The organism is Pseudarthrobacter sp. NamE5, from assembly GCF_005796225.1.
In the GTDB taxonomy this organism is placed as follows: domain Bacteria; phylum Actinomycetota; class Actinomycetes; order Actinomycetales; family Micrococcaceae; genus Arthrobacter.
Genome location: NZ_VAHO01000005.1, coordinates 202,236 through 219,550 on the forward strand (window position 1 = coordinate 202,236; position 17,315 = coordinate 219,550).

General features: G+C 64.4%; 15 protein-coding genes and 1 tRNA gene. 8 read left to right on the top strand and 8 right to left on the bottom strand.

Going from position 1 to position 17,315, the window contains the following annotated elements; genetic code table 11:
* The first annotated feature begins 33 nt into the window (after window positions 1-33).
* The 4 genes from FDW84_RS08800 to FDW84_RS08815 all read left to right on the top strand — a co-directional run bounded on the left by FDW84_RS08800 (window position 34) and on the right by FDW84_RS08815 (window position 4,269).
* On the top strand, window positions 34-1,518 hold the full coding sequence (locus tag FDW84_RS08800; RefSeq protein WP_138608557.1) for an NAD(P)/FAD-dependent oxidoreductase: 1,485 nt from the start codon (window positions 34-36) through the stop codon (window positions 1,516-1,518).
* Between the two features lie 137 nt (window positions 1,519-1,655).
* Complete coding sequence (locus tag FDW84_RS08805; protein ID WP_138608559.1) at window positions 1,656-2,600, top strand: N-acetyltransferase; 945 nt, start codon at window positions 1,656-1,658, stop codon at window positions 2,598-2,600.
* 20 nt (window positions 2,601-2,620) lie between these two features.
* Window positions 2,621-2,694: transfer RNA gene (locus tag FDW84_RS08810), tRNA-Leu, on the top strand.
* A gap of 219 nt (window positions 2,695-2,913) precedes the next feature.
* A complete protein-coding gene (locus FDW84_RS08815; protein WP_138608561.1) occupies window positions 2,914-4,269 on the top strand; it encodes an ABC transporter substrate-binding protein in 1,356 nt (451 codons plus the stop codon).
* Window positions 4,270-4,346: 77 nt separating this feature from the next.
* Here FDW84_RS08815 and FDW84_RS08820 read toward each other — a convergent pair whose 3' ends face one another.
* The 6 genes from FDW84_RS08820 to FDW84_RS08840 all read right to left on the bottom strand — a co-directional run bounded on the left by FDW84_RS08820 (window position 4,347) and on the right by FDW84_RS08840 (window position 9,956).
* Window positions 4,347-5,201 carry an IS3 family transposase gene (locus FDW84_RS08820; RefSeq protein ID WP_240721444.1) on the bottom strand — a complete coding sequence of 285 codons (855 nt, stop codon included), beginning with the start codon at window positions 5,199-5,201 and terminating at the stop codon, window positions 4,347-4,349.
* Window positions 5,198-5,524: a helix-turn-helix domain-containing protein gene (locus FDW84_RS20025; RefSeq protein ID WP_371419153.1), complete on the bottom strand. Its 327-nt coding sequence runs from the start codon at window positions 5,522-5,524 to the stop codon at window positions 5,198-5,200. The genes FDW84_RS08820 and FDW84_RS20025 overlap by 4 nt, the downstream gene beginning before the upstream one ends.
* 255 nt (window positions 5,525-5,779) lie before the next feature.
* A complete protein-coding gene (locus FDW84_RS08825; RefSeq protein ID WP_138134004.1) occupies window positions 5,780-6,553 on the bottom strand; it encodes an ABC transporter ATP-binding protein in 774 nt (257 codons plus the stop codon).
* A complete protein-coding gene (locus FDW84_RS08830; RefSeq protein WP_138608563.1) occupies window positions 6,550-7,641 on the bottom strand; it encodes an ABC transporter ATP-binding protein in 1,092 nt (363 codons plus the stop codon). Before FDW84_RS08830 ends, FDW84_RS08825 begins: the two co-directional genes overlap by 4 nt.
* Window positions 7,638-8,606: a branched-chain amino acid ABC transporter permease gene (locus tag FDW84_RS08835; RefSeq protein ID WP_138608565.1), complete on the bottom strand. Its 969-nt coding sequence runs from the start codon at window positions 8,604-8,606 to the stop codon at window positions 7,638-7,640. Before FDW84_RS08835 ends, FDW84_RS08830 begins: the two co-directional genes overlap by 4 nt.
* Before the next feature lie 9 nt (window positions 8,607-8,615).
* Window positions 8,616-9,956 carry a branched-chain amino acid ABC transporter permease gene (locus FDW84_RS08840; RefSeq protein WP_240721445.1) on the bottom strand — a complete coding sequence of 447 codons (1,341 nt, stop codon included), beginning with the start codon at window positions 9,954-9,956 and terminating at the stop codon, window positions 8,616-8,618.
* Between the two features lie 304 nt (window positions 9,957-10,260).
* On the opposite strand from FDW84_RS08840, the gene FDW84_RS08845 reads away from it, so the two are divergent.
* Window positions 10,261-11,187, top strand: coding sequence for a Bax inhibitor-1/YccA family protein (locus FDW84_RS08845; protein ID WP_138608569.1), 927 nt, complete (start codon window positions 10,261-10,263; stop codon window positions 11,185-11,187).
* Window positions 11,188-11,283: 96 nt separating this feature from the next.
* Here the strand turns inward: FDW84_RS08845 and galK are convergent, their stop codons facing one another.
* Window positions 11,284-12,468, bottom strand: a complete 1,185-nt coding sequence (gene galK / locus FDW84_RS08850) for a galactokinase (protein ID WP_138608571.1) — start codon at window positions 12,466-12,468, stop codon at window positions 11,284-11,286.
* Window positions 12,465-13,622, bottom strand: a complete 1,158-nt coding sequence (gene galT / locus FDW84_RS08855) for a galactose-1-phosphate uridylyltransferase (protein WP_138608573.1) — start codon at window positions 13,620-13,622, stop codon at window positions 12,465-12,467. Before galT ends, galK begins: the two co-directional genes overlap by 4 nt.
* Window positions 13,623-13,734: 112 nt before the next feature.
* Here galT and FDW84_RS08860 point away from each other — a divergent pair, with 112 nt between their 5' ends.
* The 3 genes from FDW84_RS08860 to ilvA are packed head-to-tail and all read left to right on the top strand — an operon-like array spanning window position 13,735 to window position 17,306.
* Window positions 13,735-14,694 carry an aldose 1-epimerase family protein gene (locus FDW84_RS08860; RefSeq protein ID WP_138608575.1) on the top strand — a complete coding sequence of 320 codons (960 nt, stop codon included), beginning with the start codon at window positions 13,735-13,737 and terminating at the stop codon, window positions 14,692-14,694.
* Window positions 14,695-14,733: 39 nt separating this feature from the next.
* Window positions 14,734-16,071: an AI-2E family transporter gene (locus FDW84_RS08865; protein ID WP_171046728.1), complete on the top strand. Its 1,338-nt coding sequence runs from the start codon at window positions 14,734-14,736 to the stop codon at window positions 16,069-16,071.
* Window positions 16,068-17,306, top strand: coding sequence for a threonine ammonia-lyase (gene ilvA, locus FDW84_RS08870; protein ID WP_138608577.1), 1,239 nt, complete (start codon window positions 16,068-16,070; stop codon window positions 17,304-17,306). The genes FDW84_RS08865 and ilvA overlap by 4 nt, the downstream gene beginning before the upstream one ends.
* Window positions 17,307-17,315 lie beyond the last annotated feature (9 nt).

The window sequence follows — 17,315 nt, forward strand, 5'->3', positions numbered from 1 at the left end:
AAGATTTTCACAAACTGCTGTATCTTTAATGGCATGGCAACCACCCCACAGCTCCAGGACCGTCCCAGGGTACTCGTCGTCGGCGGCGGGTACGTCGGCCTGTACGTAGCACTCAAACTGCAGAAGAAGATCGCGAATGCCGGTGGCATCGTCACCCTCGTAGATCCACTGCCCTACATGACCTACCAGCCTTTCCTCCCCGAGGTAGCCGGCGGCAACATCGAAGCCCGCCACGCAGTGGTCTCCCACCGCAAGCACCTCCAGCAGACTGAGCTGATCCAGGGGCGCGTCACCTCGATCGACCACGCGAACCGCACCGCCGTCGTGGCTCCCGCCGATGGCGGCGAGCACTTCGAGGTTCCCTACTTCGACGTCGTCCTGGCCGCCGGCGCCATCACCCGCACCTTCCCCATCAAGGGCCTCGCGGACAAGGGCATCGGCCTGAAGACCATCGAGGAAGCCGTTGCGCTGCGCAACAAGGTCCTGGAGCGGATCGAAGTTGCCTCCACCATGACCGATCCGGCTGCCCGCGCCCGCGCCCTCACCTTCGTGGTGGTGGGCGGCGGCTTCGCCGGCATCGAGTGCATCACCGAGATGGAGGACCTGGCCCGTGCGGCCGTCCGCAACAACCCGCGCATCAGGCAGGAGGAAGTCCGCTTCGTCCTGGTCGAAGCCATGGGACGCATCATGCCCGAGGTCACGGCCAAGCAGGCCGAGTGGGTGGTGGAGCACCTCCGCAGCCGCGGCATCGAGGTCCTGCTGAACACCTCGCTGGACAGCGCCGAGGGCACCCTCAAGCTCATCAACCTCCCGGATAAGACCCCTGCCCAGGAGTTTGAAGCCGACACCCTTGTCTGGACGGCCGGCGTGCAGGCCAACCCCATGGTCCGTTCCACCGATTTCCCGCTTGAGCCCCGCGGCCGCGTCCGCGTCCTCCCGGACCTCCGTGTTGCCGGCGACGAAGGCATCATCGAGAACGCCTGGGCCGCCGGCGATATCGCCGCCGTTCCGGACCTCACCGGCAAGGGCCTGCCGGACGGCACCTGTGTCCCCAACGCCCAGCACGCGCTTCGCCAGGCCAAGCGCCTCGCCAAGAACCTGTGGGCTTCGCGCTGGGACAAGCCGCTGAAGGACTACAAGCACAAGAACCTGGGTGCTGTTGCCGGCTTCGGCCAGTGGAAGGGCGTTGCCAACATCAACCTGGTCGGCAGCATCGGGCTCAAGGGCGGTCTCGCCTGGCTTGCACACCGCGGCTACCACGGCCTGGCCATGCCCACGTTCGAGCGCAAGTTCCGCGTGATCTTCAACTGGATCCTGAGCTTCTTTGCCGGCCGCGACACCACGCAGCTGATGGACCTGGACAACCCGCGTGGCGCGTTCGTGGCGGCAGCCACCCCGGCCCCCAAGCCGGCAGCTGCTCCTGCTCCTGCTCCGGCAGCCGGCGCGGCCGGCGGCTCCGGTTCCAGCGCCACGGCACCTGCCGTTGCCAAGGAAGCTGTGGCTGCCAAGGCCAAGTAACTTACCTGCCGCTCCAGGCTGGAGCGTGTTCGACGGCGGCTGTCCCTTTCAGGGGCAGCCGCCGTCTGCGTTCCCAGGCACACTGGGTGCCCCGCCGGCCTGCTGCGCCACTTTACGTGCCCTTTTAGACTGGCACCATGACCGGCGAAAAGAACCTTAAGTCCCTGCTGGCCGCCATGCATCCAGCCCAGCGCCACGGCGAGTACGTCTATGTCCTGTGGCCCGAGGGCAGGCCGCTCCTGCCGGGTATTGAGGCGGCAGTCCGGGAAGCAGAAGGACTTACTGTAGTCCTGCCCCGGGCGGTAGCGGACCAGGAGGGCCTGGCCTATGACTTTGTGGGTGCCTGGATCACCCTGCAGGTCCACTCCGCCCTGGAAGCGGTGGGCCTGACCGCCGCGATCAGCAAGGCTCTCACCGAAGCCGGCATCAGCTGCAATGTGCTCGCCGGCTTCCACCATGACCACCTGCTGGTCCCGGTCGCCGACGCGCCGCTGGCGCTGGAGGTCCTCGCAGGCCTCTCAGCGCGCAGCAGGAACGGGCCGCTGCAGCCGCCCGTGCTGCGCAGGGAGACCCGGGAGGACCGTGATGCCATCCTCGCCCTCACCGCTGACGCCTTCGCCGTCTCGCCGGTCGCCGGCCTGCCCGTGCAGGGTGAGCCGGTGGAGGTGGCATTGCTCCGCCGACTCTTCGACTGCAAGGAGTACCTGCCCGAATTCAGCGTGGTGGCGGTGCTGGATGGCAAGGTGGTGGGGCATGTCATCAGTACCCGGGGCTGGGCGGGCGACCAGCCGCTGCTGGGGCTCGGTCCCCTGTCGGTGGCGCCAAGGCTGCAGCGGCAGGGCATCGGTTCTGCCCTGATGAAGGAAACCATCACCCGGGCGAATGCTGCGGGTGAGGCCGGCATCGCCCTGCTGGGAAGCACCAAATACTATGCGCGCTTCGGCTTTGTCCCGGCCGCTTCCTTGGGGGTGCTCCCGCCGGAAGAATCATGGGGCGGCCATTTCCAGCTGCTGCCGCTGGCACTCTGGCCGGGCGGCGTGCACGGGACCTTCCGGTATGCCGAACCTTTTGCACTGGTCTGACGCGATACCATTGACCGGGCGCCCCAGTAGCCCAATTGGCAGAGGCAGCGGACTTAAAATCCGCGTGTTGTGGGTTCGAGTCCCACCTGGGGTACGAAGTTCTTGCGCCCCGTGATTAGGGGCCTGAAAACGGAAGCCGTCCGCGCAGCGGGCGGCTTCCGCCGCTTAATTCCACATATGCAACGAGTGTTATAAGGATGTGACCTCTCTCACTTATGTTCGCCCCGCATATGCATTAGCTTGAAGCTAAATCAGGAACACCTGATTTTTCGTGTCAAAGGCCGTTCGCACCTTTAGATCGAGGAGCTCGTAAATGACTTTATTCCCCCAGGCGGGAACCCGTGCTGCCAAGCTGACAGCGCTTGGCATCGGTGTCGCCTTCATGGTGACGGCTTGCGGCGGTTCGTCCACACCCACGGCAACCGAGTCTGCCGCCACCGGAGAAGCGGCGGGAATTGCCTGCCCGGCACCTGAAGGCGGCGGGGGCGCAGCCGCAAGCCAACCTGCGGAAACCCCTTCAGTGCCGCCGTCAACCACCACTACTGATACCCCCTTGCGCATCGGTTCACTCCTTCCGACTACCGGTTCCCTGGCCTTCCTTGGCCCCCCGGAAATCGCCGGTGTCAACCTCGGCGTGAAGGAAGTCAATGATGCAGGCGGAGTCCTGGGCAAGCCGATGGAGGTGATCCACCGCGATTCGGGTGACACCAAGACGGACATCGCCACCCAGTCCACGTCCGCGCTGCTGGGCCAGGGAGTCAGCGCCATCATTGGTGCGGCCTCCTCCGGCGTTTCCAAGACGGTCATCAACCAGATCACCGGGGCGGGCGTCATCCAGTTCTCACCGGCCAACACCTCGCCGGACTTCACCACCTGGGATGACAAGGGCCTGTACTGGCGCACCGCGCCCTCGGATGTCCTCCAGGGCAAGGTGCTGGGCAACTACATGGCCACCTGCGGTGCGCAGACTGTGGGCATGATTGTCCTGAACGATGCCTATGGCACCGGCCTGGCAACCAACATCAAGTCAGCCTTCGAAGCAGCAGGCGGACAGGTTGTTGCGGAAGAGCTCTTCAACGAGGGCGATACCCAGTTCAGCAGCCAGGTGGACAAGGTCCTTGCCGCCAAGCCTGATGCTATTGCCCTGATCACCTTCGACCAGGCAAAGAGCATCGTTCCGCTGATGACCGGCAAGGGTGTCAAGCCCACGCAGATGTTCCTGGTGGACGGCAATACCTCCGACTACAGCAAGGACTTCCAGCCGGGCACGCTCAAGGGAGCGCGCGGCACAATCCCGGGCACCTTCGCCCAGGAGGAGTTCAAGAAGAAGCTGCTGGAAATCGATCCGGCTCTCAAGGACTACAGCTACGCCGGTGAGTCCTACGACGCCGTCAACCTGATCGCGTTGGCCGCAGAATCTGCAAAGAGCACCAAGGGCACGGACATCGCAGCCAAGCTGAAGGAAGTTTCCGAGGGCGGTGAAAAGTGCACGTCCTTCGCAGCCTGCGTGACGCTGATCCGCGAGGGCAAGGATGCTGACTATGACGGCCAGTCCGGTCCGGTGACGTTCTCGGATGCGGGCGACCCCACGGAGGCCTACATCGGCATCTACGAGTACCAGGATGACAACAAGTACACCGCAGTTAAGGAAGAGTTCGGCAAGCTCTAGTAAACCTTCCTGAACACGAAGGAACCCCCGTCCAACAGTGAACTGGTCCCCGAAAGTTGGACTGGCCAAATAAAATCCTAAGCCGCGAGGGCCTGGGCACGGTATTGCACCGGGCTCAGGCCCTCGAGCTTTGTTGAGATTCTTTCGTTGTTGTACCAGTGGACGTACTCGTGCAGGGCCGCTTCCAGTGCTTCAGCGTTGAGGAACCGGACCCGGTGGAACAGTTCTTCCTTGAGGTGGCCGAAAAAGTTCTCCATCACGGCGTTGTCGTAGCAGTTGCCCTTACGGGACATCGACTGGACCGCGCCGGCGTCCTGCAGCAGATTCCGCCAGGACACGTGCTGGTACTGGAATCCCTGGTCCGAGTGCACAAGCGGCTGCTGGCCTTGCTCAAGACGTGCAAGGGCCTGACGCAGCGAAGTGTTGACGAGCTCCAGATTCGGTGACATTCCAATGGAGTAGGAGATGACCTGCCGGTCGAAGAGATCCATGATTGGCGAGAGGTAGAGCTTTCGGTCGCCAAGGCTCAATTCGGTCACGTCCGTTACCCACTTTCGGTTCGGCGCATCCGCCTCGAACTCCCTGTTGAGCACGTTCGGGGTAACCCCGCCCTGACCGCCTTGGTAGGAGTTATAACGCTTCTTCCGCCGTACTTTGCAGACGAGCCCCAGGGAACGCATGAGCTTCAGCACGGTCTTCTTCGCGGCAGTCCACCCGTGCTTGACCTTCTCGGTGTGGATGCGCCGATGCCCGTAGCGGCCATGATTCTTGTTGAAAATTTCCGTGACCGCGGCCTTGATCGCCTCTTGGGGGTCGGGATTCCGGAGACGGGCCTGGTGATAGAAGAAAGTCGACCGGGCCAAGCCGGAGACCTGAAGCAGAACCGGCAGCGGAAAGTCAGCCTTGAGGGCGATGATGGCCTGGACCTTCACCGTCGTTCCTGCGCCCTCAAGGCCCGCAATTTTCCCAGGTAAGCCACTTCCGCCCGGAGCCGCTCGTTCTCCCGCCGCAACCGCTCCAGTTCGGATACTTCTGCGGGCTGCGCGGCCGGCGGAGCCTGGGGCCTGCCTTTAGGCTTCGGGCGCAACGCGTCCGCTCCCTCGCGACGGTACGCACGTGCCCACGTTTTCAGTAACCCAGGAGAGGACAAACCCGCCTCTGCCGCAAGATCAGGGGCGGTCTCACCCGCGATGAACCGTTCGACCAATGCAAGCTTGAATTCGAACGAGTACGCATGCCTTGTCGGTTTGGCCACCAACGCTCCTCGATTATGGATCTTCCACCGCCGATAGAGAAGCTTTACCGGCCCGCGAGAGACTCCCAGCAAACCGGCTGTCGCCGTATCTGCGATGCCCTTTTCAAACCACGCTACAGCGGCCTCGCGCTGATCCTCTGACAACGAACTACGTGCATGCAAAAAACTGCTCCCCGGAAGTCGGAACTGAATTTTCCAGTCCAACTTTCGGGGAGCAGTTCACAGGACGGGGGCTCCTTCGCTTTGCGGTCGGCCCTATTCGACGGTGTCCGCAAGGGTGCCAAGGTACAGCTGGATAACCTTGGGGTCCTTCATCAGCTCCCGGCCGGTGCCGGTGTAGGCGTCCCGGCCCTGGTCCAGGACGTAGGCGCGGTCGCAGATCTGCAGGCAGCGCCGGGCGTTCTGTTCCACCATGATGACCGAGACGCCTGCGCGGTTGATCTCATGGACGCGCAGGAAGGTTTCGTCCTGCTTGACGGGGGAGAGGCCGGCTGACGGCTCGTCCAGCAGCAGCACGGCAGGATCCATCATCAGTGCACGGCCCATGGCCACCATTTGGCGTTCGCCGCCGGAAAGTGAACCGGCCCGCTGGGCGCGGCGCTTGCCGAGTTCCGGGAACAGGCTGGTGACGAAGTCGAACCGCTGATCGAAGTCCTTGGGGCGCTGGAACATCCCCATCTGCAGGTTTTCCTCGATAGTCAGCGTCGCGAAGACGTTGTTGGTCTGCGGAACGAAGCCCACTCCGCGGCTCACGAGCTTGTTTGCCTTCAGGCCGGTTAGGTCCTGGCCGCGGACCACCACGGTTCCGGAGTGGACCTTTACCAGGCCGAACATTGCCTTCAGGAGGGTGGACTTGCCGGCGCCGTTGGGGCCGATGATGCCGATCAGCTCGCCCTTCCTGGCTTCGATGCTGCAGCCGTTGAGGATGTTCACCCCCGGCAGGTAGCCGGCCACAAGGTCGGTCACCTTGACGACCGACCCGCTGTCTCCTACGGGCTGTGCGGCCGGTGCCGCGCTGGTGCTGCTCATTGGCTGTCCTTCCCGGTGCTGCCTGTATCCGTGCTCCCGTGGCGTCCCTGAGGCTCATCGCTACGGAGCCGGTCCGCACGCTGACGGGCCTCCTCGGCCTCGTGGGACACAACGTCCAAGGAGATGATGCCGGCATTTTCGGTTCCGACAATCGACTCCTCGTCAGCTTCGAGTTCGGCGGCGAGCTCCTTGAGGCCCTCGGAGTCGCCGAGGTCGACATCGTGGTGTGCACCAAGATAGGCGTCGATGACCGCGGGGTTCTTCATCACTTCCCCGGGCGGGCCTTCCGCCACCACCTTTCCTTCGGCCATGACCACCACCCAGTCGGCGATGTGGCGGACCATGTGCATATCGTGTTCGACGAACAGGACCGTCATGCCTTCCGCTTTCAGGTTCTTGATGTGGTCCAGCAGTGACTGCGTCAGGGCGGGATTGACGCCTGCCATGGGTTCGTCAAGCATCACCAGCTTGGGCTGCACCATGAGGGACCGGGCCATTTCGAGGAGCTTCCGCTGCCCACCGGACAGGGACGCGGCGTAGTCGTCCTTCTTGGCGTCAAGCTTGAACTTTTCCAGGAGGATGTTGGCCTGCGCTGTGATCTCCTTCTCCCGGCCACCCCACATGCCCTTGAACAGGGCCTTCGCAAGGCGTTCGCCCGGCTGGTTGGATGCCCCCAGGCGCATGTTCTCCATCACGGTGAGCTTGCCCATGACCTTGGTCAGCTGGAAGGTTCGGACCATCCCCATCCGTGCCACCTTGTAGGGGGACACGCCGGCCAGGCTCTTGCCTTCGAACTGCCATTTCCCCGTATTCGGGGTGTCAAAACCGGTGAGCAGGTTGAAGAGGGTGGTCTTGCCTGCCCCGTTAGGGCCGATCAACGCCGTGATCTTGTGCCGGGGGATCTCGAGGTAGTCGACATCCACCGCGTTGATGCCGCCGAAGCTGCGGGTGACGTTCTCCGCCACCACTATGGGGTCACGCTTCTTGCAGCCGGGCCCTGCCTCACCGGCGGCAATGGGACGGCTGTCCGTCATGTAATCCACCTCGCCCGACCGGGCCGCTTTCGGCTCTTCGCTGTGCATGCTCATGCGAACGCCAGCTCCTTCTTGTTTCCAAAGACGCCCTGCGGCCGGAAGATCATCAGCAGCATCAGGGCGACACCAACCAGGATGTAACGCAGCTGACCGGCCTGGACCGTGTTCAGCCATGTGATGGCCCCCGACTCGATCAGGCCATACAGGACGCCCTGGGTCAAGGACAGCACAACCCAGAAGATCATGGCGCCGATGACGGGGCCGAGTACTGTACCGAGGCCGCCGAGCAGGAGGCAGGTGTAGAGAAAGAACGTCAGTTCCGTACCGTAGTTGGCCGGCTGCACCGCGCCCCGGGGGAGGGTGAAGACCATGCCGGCAAGCGCGCCAAGGACGCCGCCGATGATAAGGGCCTGCATCTTGTAGGCGTAGACGTTCTTGCCCAAGGAGCGCACCGCGTTCTCGTCCTCACGGATGCCCTTGAGGACACGTCCCCACGGGCTGCGCATCAGCAGCCACACCAGGGTGCAGCAGAGCGCCACGAGGGCCCAGCCCACCACCCGGATGAAAAAGTCGCGGTTGTTCATGCCGAAGTAGGAGCCCTCGGGGAACGGGTTCATGGCGTAAAACCCGCCTTCGAAGGCTGCCAGCCCGTTCGCGGACCCCGTCACTGAGGTCAGCTGGTTGGTGGTCACGATGTACCGGACGATTTCTGCGGCCGCGATGGTCACGATGGCCAGGTAATCGGCCCGGAGCCGCAGGGTGGGGATACCGAGCATCAGGGCGAAGATTGCGGAGGCAATGACGGCGATCAGCAGACCCACGAAGAAGGGGACGCCGAAGGTGAGGGTGGAGATGGCGAAGCCGTAGGCACCCACCGCCATAAAGCCTGCCTGCCCGAAGTTCAGCAGGCCGGAGTAGCCGAAGTGGACGGCGAGTCCGAGCGCGGCCAAGGCGTACGCGGCCGTCGTCGGGCTGAAAATTTCACTGGCAGCGCTGGCAAGAATGAATCCAAAGTCCATGGCTGTCTCCTAACCCACGCGCTCGCGCCGGCCCAGGATTCCCTGCGGCCGGAACAGAAGGACAACGATCATGATGAACAGGGCGCCCACGTACTTCAGGTCCGCGGCCAGGCCGAACACCGTGGTCAGCTCCACAAAGATGCCCACGATCACGGAACCGATCAGCGCTCCGAAGACGGTGCCAAGGCCACCCAGGGTGACGCCTGCGAAGATCAGGAGGAGGATGGCGGAGCCCATGTCGAAGGTGACGCCGGGACGGTAGTAGGCCCACAGGATGCCGCCTAGTGCGGCAAGCATGCCGCCGGTTATCCATACCAGCCGGATCACGCCGTCGACGTCGATGCCCGAGGCGGCAGCGAGGGCGGGGTTGTCCGCCACGGCCCGGGTCGCCTTGCCCAGCCGGGTCTTCAGCAGCACGATGCCGATCAGCGCGATCACCACCGCGCTGATGCCTAGCGACCAGAGGTTGTTGGGCGAAATGGAGACCGGGCCCAGTTGGATTTCGGGGCTTTGGGCGTATGGCAGCTGCTGGGTGGCGCCGCCGAAGTAGAACTGGATCACGTAGCGGACGGCAAGCGCGAGGCCGATGCTGACGATCATCATGGGCACCAGGCCGGTGCCGCGGCGCCGCAGCGGCCGCCACAGCCCCCTGTCCTGGGCGTACCCGAACAGGCCTCCGCCGAGCAGGGACAGGATGATGGCCAGCCAGAAGGGAAGGCCCATGGCGTTGAAGGCAAACACCAGCACCGCGCCCAGCGTGACCATCTCGCCGTGGGCAAAGTTGGTCAGGCCGGTGGTGCCGAAGATCAGGGAGAGACCCACTGAGGCAAGGGCAAGGAGCAGGCCGAAGCTCAATCCCGCCACCAGCCGGTTGAGCAGGTTTTGGCCGAAGTCCTGCTGCTGCACCACGATGCCCTTGCCAAAGGCGAAGATCACCGACAGGTTGGAGGTCTGGCTGAAGGTGACCTCGCGCGGGTTTTCCTGGCCCTCGGCCAGTGTGATGCCCTCGGGCAGGGTGGATTCGTCCAGTTCCACGGTGTAGGTGCCCTGCTCGGGCACACCGATGCTCCAGGATCCGTTCGCTGACGACTTGGTGGTTCCGGTGAAGTCGCCCTTCCTGGCAGTGATGGTCACGTCCGCCAGGGGTGCGCGGGTGTCATCACGGAGAAATCCACTGATGTTGTTTTGGAAGGTCTGGTTCGACGGGGATGGTGTCGGTGAGGGGGAAGCGGCCTGGGACGCCGGTGCTGCCACTAGCAGGACTGCCAGGATGGAAGCGCTGATGGCTCCCAGTACCCTAAGCAGCCCGCGGCGCCTTCCGGCCGGCCGGCCTTGGGGTGTACTTCTCAAATTGGAAAACCTCCACTTGGGGGCGGTCTCGGCTGCGCCATTGCAGCCGTTGCGAACGGATGCAGGGATAGGGTGGTGCCCAGGCGCCCGGCACCCGCACGTGTGTGAGTTCCGTCACCCTGCTTGGCTTATGCTACAGCGCGGATGTTGCCGGAAATGACGTGGTTCAGGCGCTGATGGTAGCGATCGGATAACAACTCAGCGGCCGTTTTGGCGCCCGGGAACTTTCAGGGGTGCAATTACGTGAGAATTGGTACCGTAAACCTTAAGGTTCACAACACATCCCCTACGGAGGACTCCAGCAATGGCACTTGGCGGCAACCCGATCTTCAACGGAAAGAACTTCCGTGGAGCCACCCAGGCACCGCCTGTCCCGCAGGCTCCCTACGGAAACGGGCCGTATGGCCAGGCTTACGGCCAGGCTCCTTATGGCCAGCAGCCGTACGGCCAGGCCCCCTACGGCCAGGGTCCCTACGGCCAGCAGGCATACGGCCAGCCCCAGAACATGAGTAACGAGCAGCTGCAGCAGATGTACAACCAGCCTGCTGCAGGTCCGGCGGACACCGGCCGGATGACCTTCGACGACGTCATCGTCAAGACGGCTGCCTGCCTCGGCTTTGTGCTGGTGGGTGCCGCCATCACCTTGACTGTCAGCTTGGGCCTGGCCTCCATGCTGATGATCGTCGGTGCGCTGGGCGGCTTCGTTCTTGCCCTGGTCAACACCTTCAAGAAGCAGCCGTCACCGGCGCTCATCCTTGCGTACGCGGGGCTTGAGGGCCTCTTCCTTGGCGGCCTCACCCGGGTCCTGGACACGATGTACCCGGGAGTGGGGCTTCAGGCTGTTATCGGCACACTGTCCGTCTTCACCGTGACGCTCCTGCTGTTCAAGAGCGGCAAGGTACGCGCCACGCCGAAGGCAATAAAGTTCTTCTTGATCGCCTTGGTTGGCTACGCGCTGTTCTCCGTGGTGAACCTGATCATGATGATGACGGGACTGACCACGGAACCCTTCGGGCTGCGGAGCGGGATCATCGGCGTCGTCGTTGGCATTCTGGCCATCGGTCTCGCAGCCTTCTCACTGGTCATGGACTTCACCAGCATCGAGGCCGGTGTCCGCAGCGGCGCTCCCCAGCGCTTCTCGTGGACGGCCGCTTTTGGCCTGACCGTCACGCTGGTATGGCTGTACGTGGAGATCATCCGGCTGCTGGCCATCCTGCGCGGGGACGAATAACGCCCAGGCGGGCGTCCGCCGTCGCGCTTCCCCTTAACAGCTGAGGGCCCCACCATACGGTGGGGCCCTCAGCTGTTAACCTTGCCTTGCAGGGCATCAGGCGATCCGCCTGGCTCCTGCCGCCGGAGACACCGTAAAGATGTCCGGCACCTTGTAGCGGGCGTCTGCAAATGCAGTGGCGACGGCGTCGCGCACCGATTGTTCCGCGCTGGCCGGAGTCAGTGCGATCGCTGCGCCGCCAAAGCCGCCGCCGGTCATCCTGGCGCCGATGGCGCCGCTGGCACGGGCGGTGTCAACCGCCAGGTCGAGTTCCGGGCAGGAGATCTCGAAGTCGTCGCGCATGGAGGCGTGGCTTGCGTCCAGCAAGGAGCCGATGGCGGCGGGACCTGCGCCTGCCAGCAGTTCCACGGTCTGGAGCACGCGGGCGTTTTCGGTGACCACGTGGCGGACACGGCGGAACGTGACCACATCCAGCAGACCGTTGGCTTCGGCCAGATCAGCCACCTGCACGTCACGAAGTGCTTTCACTCCCAGCACCTCGGCGCCAAGCTCGCACGAAGCCCGCCGCGAGGCGTAGCCGCCATCGGCATGCGAGTGCGAGACCTTGGTGTCGATGACCAGCATCACCAGGCCCGCCGGCTGCGTCTCGAACGGAACCAGGCGCACATTTTGATCCCGGCAATCCAGGAAAACGGCGTGGCCTTCAGACCCCCGGAGCGAGGCGGACTGGTCCATGATGCCCGTGGGCGCGCCCACGAAGTCGTTTTCCGCGCGCTGCGTGGCCAGCACCATCTCCTGCGGCTGGAGCCCGGCACCGGTCAGGTCGTTGATCGCCGAGATCACGGCACACTCAATGGCGTGGGATGAGGAAAGCCCGGCGCCCAGGGGGACGTTTGAGTCCAGCAGGAGGTCCACGCCCGGGACGTCGACGCCGCGCTGTTTCAGTGCCCACATGACACCGAGCGGGTACTTTGTCCATCCTTTGGCCGACCCGGGTTCCAGGTTATCCAGGCTGCTGCTGACAACGCCCTGGTCCCCATAGGTGGACAGCAGGCGTACGGAGGAATCGGGCCGGACCCGAACGGCAACGCGGGCGGTCCGGTCGATGGCGAAGGGCAGGACGAAGCCCTCGTTGTAGTCCGTGTGCTCACCGATGAGATTAACCCGGCCAGGCGCCTGCCAGATTCCATCAGGAGCATCATCAAACTCCTGCCTGAACCGTGTGGCCAGGGTGGCTCCTGCCGGGGCGTTGGCGGTCAGGGGGTCGGCTGGCGGGTTCAAGCGCGGGCTCCTTCGGGCGTTGCCGCCAGGACGGCGGGGGGAGTGGCGGAAGCCGGAACGGCGACGGAGCGCAACCGCTCAGCCACACTTTCCGGGGTGGTGTCGTTAATGAAAGCGCCCATGGCTGCCTCCGATCCCGCCAGATACTTCAGCTTATCGGCTGCCCGCCGCGGGGAGGTCAGCTGAAGGTGCAGGTAACCGGCAGGCCGCAGGAGATCATCCAATGGTGCCTGGTGCCAGGCCGAGATGTAGGGGGTGGGCGTCGGGTAGAGGGCGTCCATGCGCTTGAGCAGATCGAGGTAGACGGACGCGAGTTCATCCTTCTCCTCGCCGTTCAGGGCTGCCAGGTCCGGGACTTGGCGGTGGGGGACCAGGTGGATTTCCAGCGGCCATCGGGCTGCGAAGGGAACATAGGCGCTGAAGTTCTCACCTTCCAGGACCATTCTGTTGCCGTCTTCGCGTTCCGAGCGAAGCAGGGAACCGGTAAGGGTCTCCCGCCCGTCCCGGGCGTCGTAGAACCTGCGGGCGGCGGCACCGAGCACTCCTGCGCGGGGTGAGACGTAGGGGTAGGCGTAGATCTGGCCGTGCGGGTGATGAAGCGTCACACCGATGTCTGCGCCGCGGTTTTCGAACGGGAAAACCTGCTTGATCCCGGGGAGGGCGCTCAGTGCTTCCGTGCGTTGCGCCCATGCCTCAATGACGGTCCGGGACCGGGCTTCACTCAGTTCACTGAAGGATCCGGTGTGTGAGGGCGTGAAGGCCACCACCTCGCAGCGGCCGAACGCCGGCCACTTGGTTCCCCAGGCCGGGTTGGCGGCTACCGCGCCGAGGGCGGGTCCGAGAGAAGGGAAGCGGTTTTCAAACACCACCACGTCGTAGTCCGGGGCAGGAATTTCAGAAAAGTTGCCCGCCGTTGTGGGGCAAATGGGGCACTGGTCCGCGGGGGGAAGGTGGGTGCGGGTCTGACGGTGTGCAGCGACGGCAACCCACTCGTCGGTCAAGGCATCGTAGCGGACCTCACCCGGTTCGCCCCTCGGTGGCAGGCCCCGGCGATCGGTGGTAAGGCCCTTGGCCCGCGACTTCGGAAACCCGGCGTCGTCGAAGTAGATCAGCTCCCTGCCGTCGGAGAGCGTGGTGCTGCTGATACTGGTCATGCAAAAAGTCTGGCACATCCGACCAAAAATGAATAGTTAACAACAAAAACTCACAACGAGGCGGAAGGCTGGCTACGCGCCATATCGGTCAGGGACCGGTACGGTAATGCCCATGAGTTCCAGTTCATCCCAGGAAACCAGCGCCGCTCCGACCCGACGTGCTTATGCCACGGGCCGGCAGTACGAGATCCGCCGCGGCGATGCCCTGGCCGTCGTCACCGAGCTGGCGGCAGGCCTGCGTTCCTACAGCCGAGGCGGGACCCTCCTGACCGAGACCTACGCCGATGACCAGATTCCGCCGGGCGGCGCAGGAATCACGCTCGCCCCCTGGGCCAACCGGGTTGAGGACGGCGCCTGGCTGCTCGACGGCAAAAAGCAGCAGCTGGACATCACCGAGGTGGGGCGGAACAACGCCAGCCACGGCCTGCTCCGGAACTCCTCCTACGCCCTGGTGGACGAATCGCAGCACTCGGTCACGCTGGAAGCCACCATTTTTCCGCAGCACGGGTATCCCTTCCTGCTGCGTCACCGGGTGCAGTATCAGCTCGGGGAGGACCTCGGGCTTCTGGTCCGCCAGACCCTTGCCAGCGATGCCAGCCAGCCCGCCCCCTTCGTCCTGGGAGCCCATCCATACCTCCGGCTGGGTGATGCGCCCTTGGCGGACCTGGTGCTGACGGTAGCTGCGGATGCCCGTCTGGTGGCGGACGAACGCCTCATTCCGCGCAGCACTGCCCCGGTCCAGGGGGACACGGACTTCAGGGCAGGCCTGGAGATCGCGGCGCTGACGGTGGACGTTGCCCTGACAGACCTGCATTTTGCAGCAGGAAAAGCGCGCCACACGCTGGCAGCCCGGGACGGCAGCCAGGTGAGCCTGTGGCAGGACGAATCCTGCCAGTACGTCCACGTCTTCGTGAGCGACAGGTACCCCGGCCGCACGCGCGCGGTGGCCGTCGAACCCATGACCGGGCCCGCCAACGCCTTCAACTCGGGAGAGGGACTCCGCTGGCTGCCGCCGGGCGGATCCTTCAGCATCGAATGGGGCATCGACTACAGCCCTGGCACAGAAGGGTAGCGGTTTCCGAATAAGCCGCGGCTGCGGAAGTATTAGGCTATGACGCCAGCAAAGGATGCCGTTACCTCCACCAGCCCTACTTCGGGACCGCAGTTGCCTGCCGCGGGCCAACCGCTGCGGGTCCTAGCCGACCGTGAACTGGACCGGGACATTCCCTACGGCATCCGCATCGCCGCCTCCTGGGCGTGGCGCCTTGGCCTGATCCTCCTGGTGGGCGGCGCGCTGGTCTGGCTGTTGAGCAAGATCAGCTTCCTGATCATTCCGGTCATGGTGGCTGCCCTCCTCGCCGGGCTCCTGAGCCCGGTGGTGGGGTGGCTCAAGCGCCACAGGCTGCCGTCCGGGGTGGCGGTCGCCGTCACCGTGCTGGGCTTTATCGGCCTGATAGCCGGATCGCTGGCGCTGGTGGGCAGGCAGCTGATCTCCGGGTTTGGCGAACTCTGGTCCGAGGCGCTTGCAGGGGTCAAGCAGATCCAGGGCTGGCTGTCGGACGGTCCGCTCCATCTCACCGCGGACCAGATGGACCAGTACCTGCAGGATGCATCCACCGCCTTGCAGGAAAACACCAGCAGCATCGTCAGCGGAGCCTTGTCCTTCGGCAGCACTGCCGGGCACTTTGCCGCCGGCCTTATCCTGGCCCTCTTCATCCTGATCTTCTTCCTGCTGGAAGGGGACCGCATCTGGGCCTTCCTGGTCCGGATGCTTCCCAGGAAGGCAAGGGCGGCAACATTCGGCGCAGGGCGCAGGGGATGGGCGTCGATGGTCAGTTATGCGCGCATCCAAATGTTCGTGGCCTTTGTGGACGCAGTGGGCATCGGTGTCGGTGCCGCCATCATCGGAGTTCCCCTCGCGCTTCCCCTCAGCGTGCTGGTCTTCATTGGTTCCTTTATTCCGATCGTCGGTGCCCTGGTCACCGGCGCCATCGCGGTCCTGCTGGCCCTGGTGGCTAACGGCCCCATCAACGCCCTGATCATGCTTGGCATCGTGCTGCTCGTCCAGCAGCTGGAAAGCCACATCCTGCAGCCGCTGGTCATGGGCAAGGCGGTTGCCCTGCACCCGGTGGCGGTCATCCTTGCAGTGGCGGCCGGATCGTACCTTGCCGGCATCCCAGGCGCCCTGTTCTCGGTGCCCATCCTCGCCGTCGCAAACTCAGCCGTTCGCTACATCGCCGCCAGAACGTGGGAACATGAACAAGTGCCGGTATTCGCCGGAGAGCCACTGACGGCAGGCGCGGATAACACCATCCGCGACGTCCAGCCGCCGGCAGCGCTCAGCCGCGGCAAAGGCGCCGCCGCCGGCACAACAGCAGAACATCCCGATGCCCCTCCCGCTGCGGAGCCGGGCCCCGGGGCCGAATTTCCAGAGGAGAATAGTCCGTGAACGTCCTTGAAACCCTTCCCGTCACGCTGGACGATGTCCTGGAGGCGCAGAAGCTGCTCGACGGGATTATCACGCGCACGCCTGTGGAATCATCGCGGGCCCTGGGCGCGATGGTGGGCGGCGACGTCTATTTTAAGTGCGAGAACCTTCAGCGGGCGGGTTCGTTCAAGGTCCGGGGCGCCTACGTGCGGATGGCCCGGCTTACCCCCGAGGAGAAAAAGCGCGGGGTGGTGGCCGCCTCCGCAGGCAACCACGCGCAGGGCGTCGCCGTTGCCGCCAAGAGCCTCGGCATCAAGGCGCGCATCTACATGCCGCTGGGCGTTGCGCTGCCCAAGCTGTCGGCCACCCGCAGCCACGGTGCGGAGGTCATCCTGCACGGCCACAATGTTGACGAGGCGCTCGCTGAAGCCCAGCGCTACAGCAACGAAACAGGAACGGTCTTTGTCCATCCCTTCGACAACGTGGACGTCGTGGCGGGACAGGGCACACTGGGCCTGGAAATCCTGGAACAGGTCCCCACTGTGGACACCATCCTCATGGGGGTGGGAGGCGGCGGACTCCTGGCGGGGGTCGCCGTCGCCGTTAAAGCCCGGGCAAGGGAGCTCGGACGGGAAATCCGCATCATCGGCGTCCAGGCGGAGAACGCTGCGGCTTACCCGCCGTCCCTCGCAGCCGACGCGTTGGTACCCCTGAAAAAGGTGTCCACCATGGCGGACGGCATTGCGGTTGGCAGGCCCGGCCAGCTTCCCTTCAGCATCATCCGTGAACTGGTGGACGATGTGGTGACGGTCAGCGAAGATTCACTGGCCCGTGCGCTGATCTTCCTGCTGGAGCGGGCCAAGATGGTGGTGGAACCCGCCGGCGCGGTGGGGGTTGCAGCGCTGATGGACGGCAAGATCGAAAACCCCGGCACCACGGTGGCGGTCCTGTCCGGCGGCAACATCGACCCCATGCTCATGCTCAAGGTCATCCAGCGGGGCCTCTCAGCCGCAGGGCGCTACATGACGGTCCGCATGATGCTCGATGACCGTCCCGGTTCGCTGGCCACCATTGCCAGGATCATCGCCGAGAACGACGCCAACGTCACCGGCCTCGACCACACGCGGGTAGGCGGCTCGATCAGCATGGGGGACGTGTCCATTACCGTAAACCTGGAAACCAAAGGCCACCAGCATGGCGAGCAGGTACTCACCGCCCTGCGTGCCGAAGGCTTCCAGCCCATCGTGGTGCATTAGGACCGCCGG

Bases quoted from the DNA above. Each gene is read 5' to 3' on its own strand.
- FDW84_RS08860 (WP_138608575.1), top strand. From the start codon at position 13,735: ATGAGTTCCAGTTCATCCCAGGAAACCAGCGCCGCTCCGACCCGACGT.
- FDW84_RS08805 (WP_138608559.1), top strand. From the start codon at position 1,656: ATGACCGGCGAAAAGAACCTTAAGTCCCTGCTGGCCGCCATGCATCCA.
- FDW84_RS08835 (WP_138608565.1), bottom strand. From the start codon at position 8,606: ATGGACTTTGGATTCATTCTTGCCAGCGCTGCCAGTGAAATTTTCAGC.
- FDW84_RS08830 (WP_138608563.1), bottom strand. From the start codon at position 7,641: ATGAGCATGCACAGCGAAGAGCCGAAAGCGGCCCGGTCGGGCGAGGTG.
- galT (WP_138608573.1), bottom strand. From the start codon at position 13,622: ATGACCAGTATCAGCAGCACCACGCTCTCCGACGGCAGGGAGCTGATC.
- FDW84_RS08865 (WP_171046728.1), top strand. From the start codon at position 14,734: ATGACGCCAGCAAAGGATGCCGTTACCTCCACCAGCCCTACTTCGGGA.
- FDW84_RS08800 (WP_138608557.1), top strand. From the start codon at position 34: ATGGCAACCACCCCACAGCTCCAGGACCGTCCCAGGGTACTCGTCGTC.
- FDW84_RS08845 (WP_138608569.1), top strand. From the start codon at position 10,261: ATGGCACTTGGCGGCAACCCGATCTTCAACGGAAAGAACTTCCGTGGA.
- FDW84_RS08825 (WP_138134004.1), bottom strand. From the start codon at position 6,553: ATGAGCAGCACCAGCGCGGCACCGGCCGCACAGCCCGTAGGAGACAGC.
- FDW84_RS08815 (WP_138608561.1), top strand. From the start codon at position 2,914: ATGACTTTATTCCCCCAGGCGGGAACCCGTGCTGCCAAGCTGACAGCG.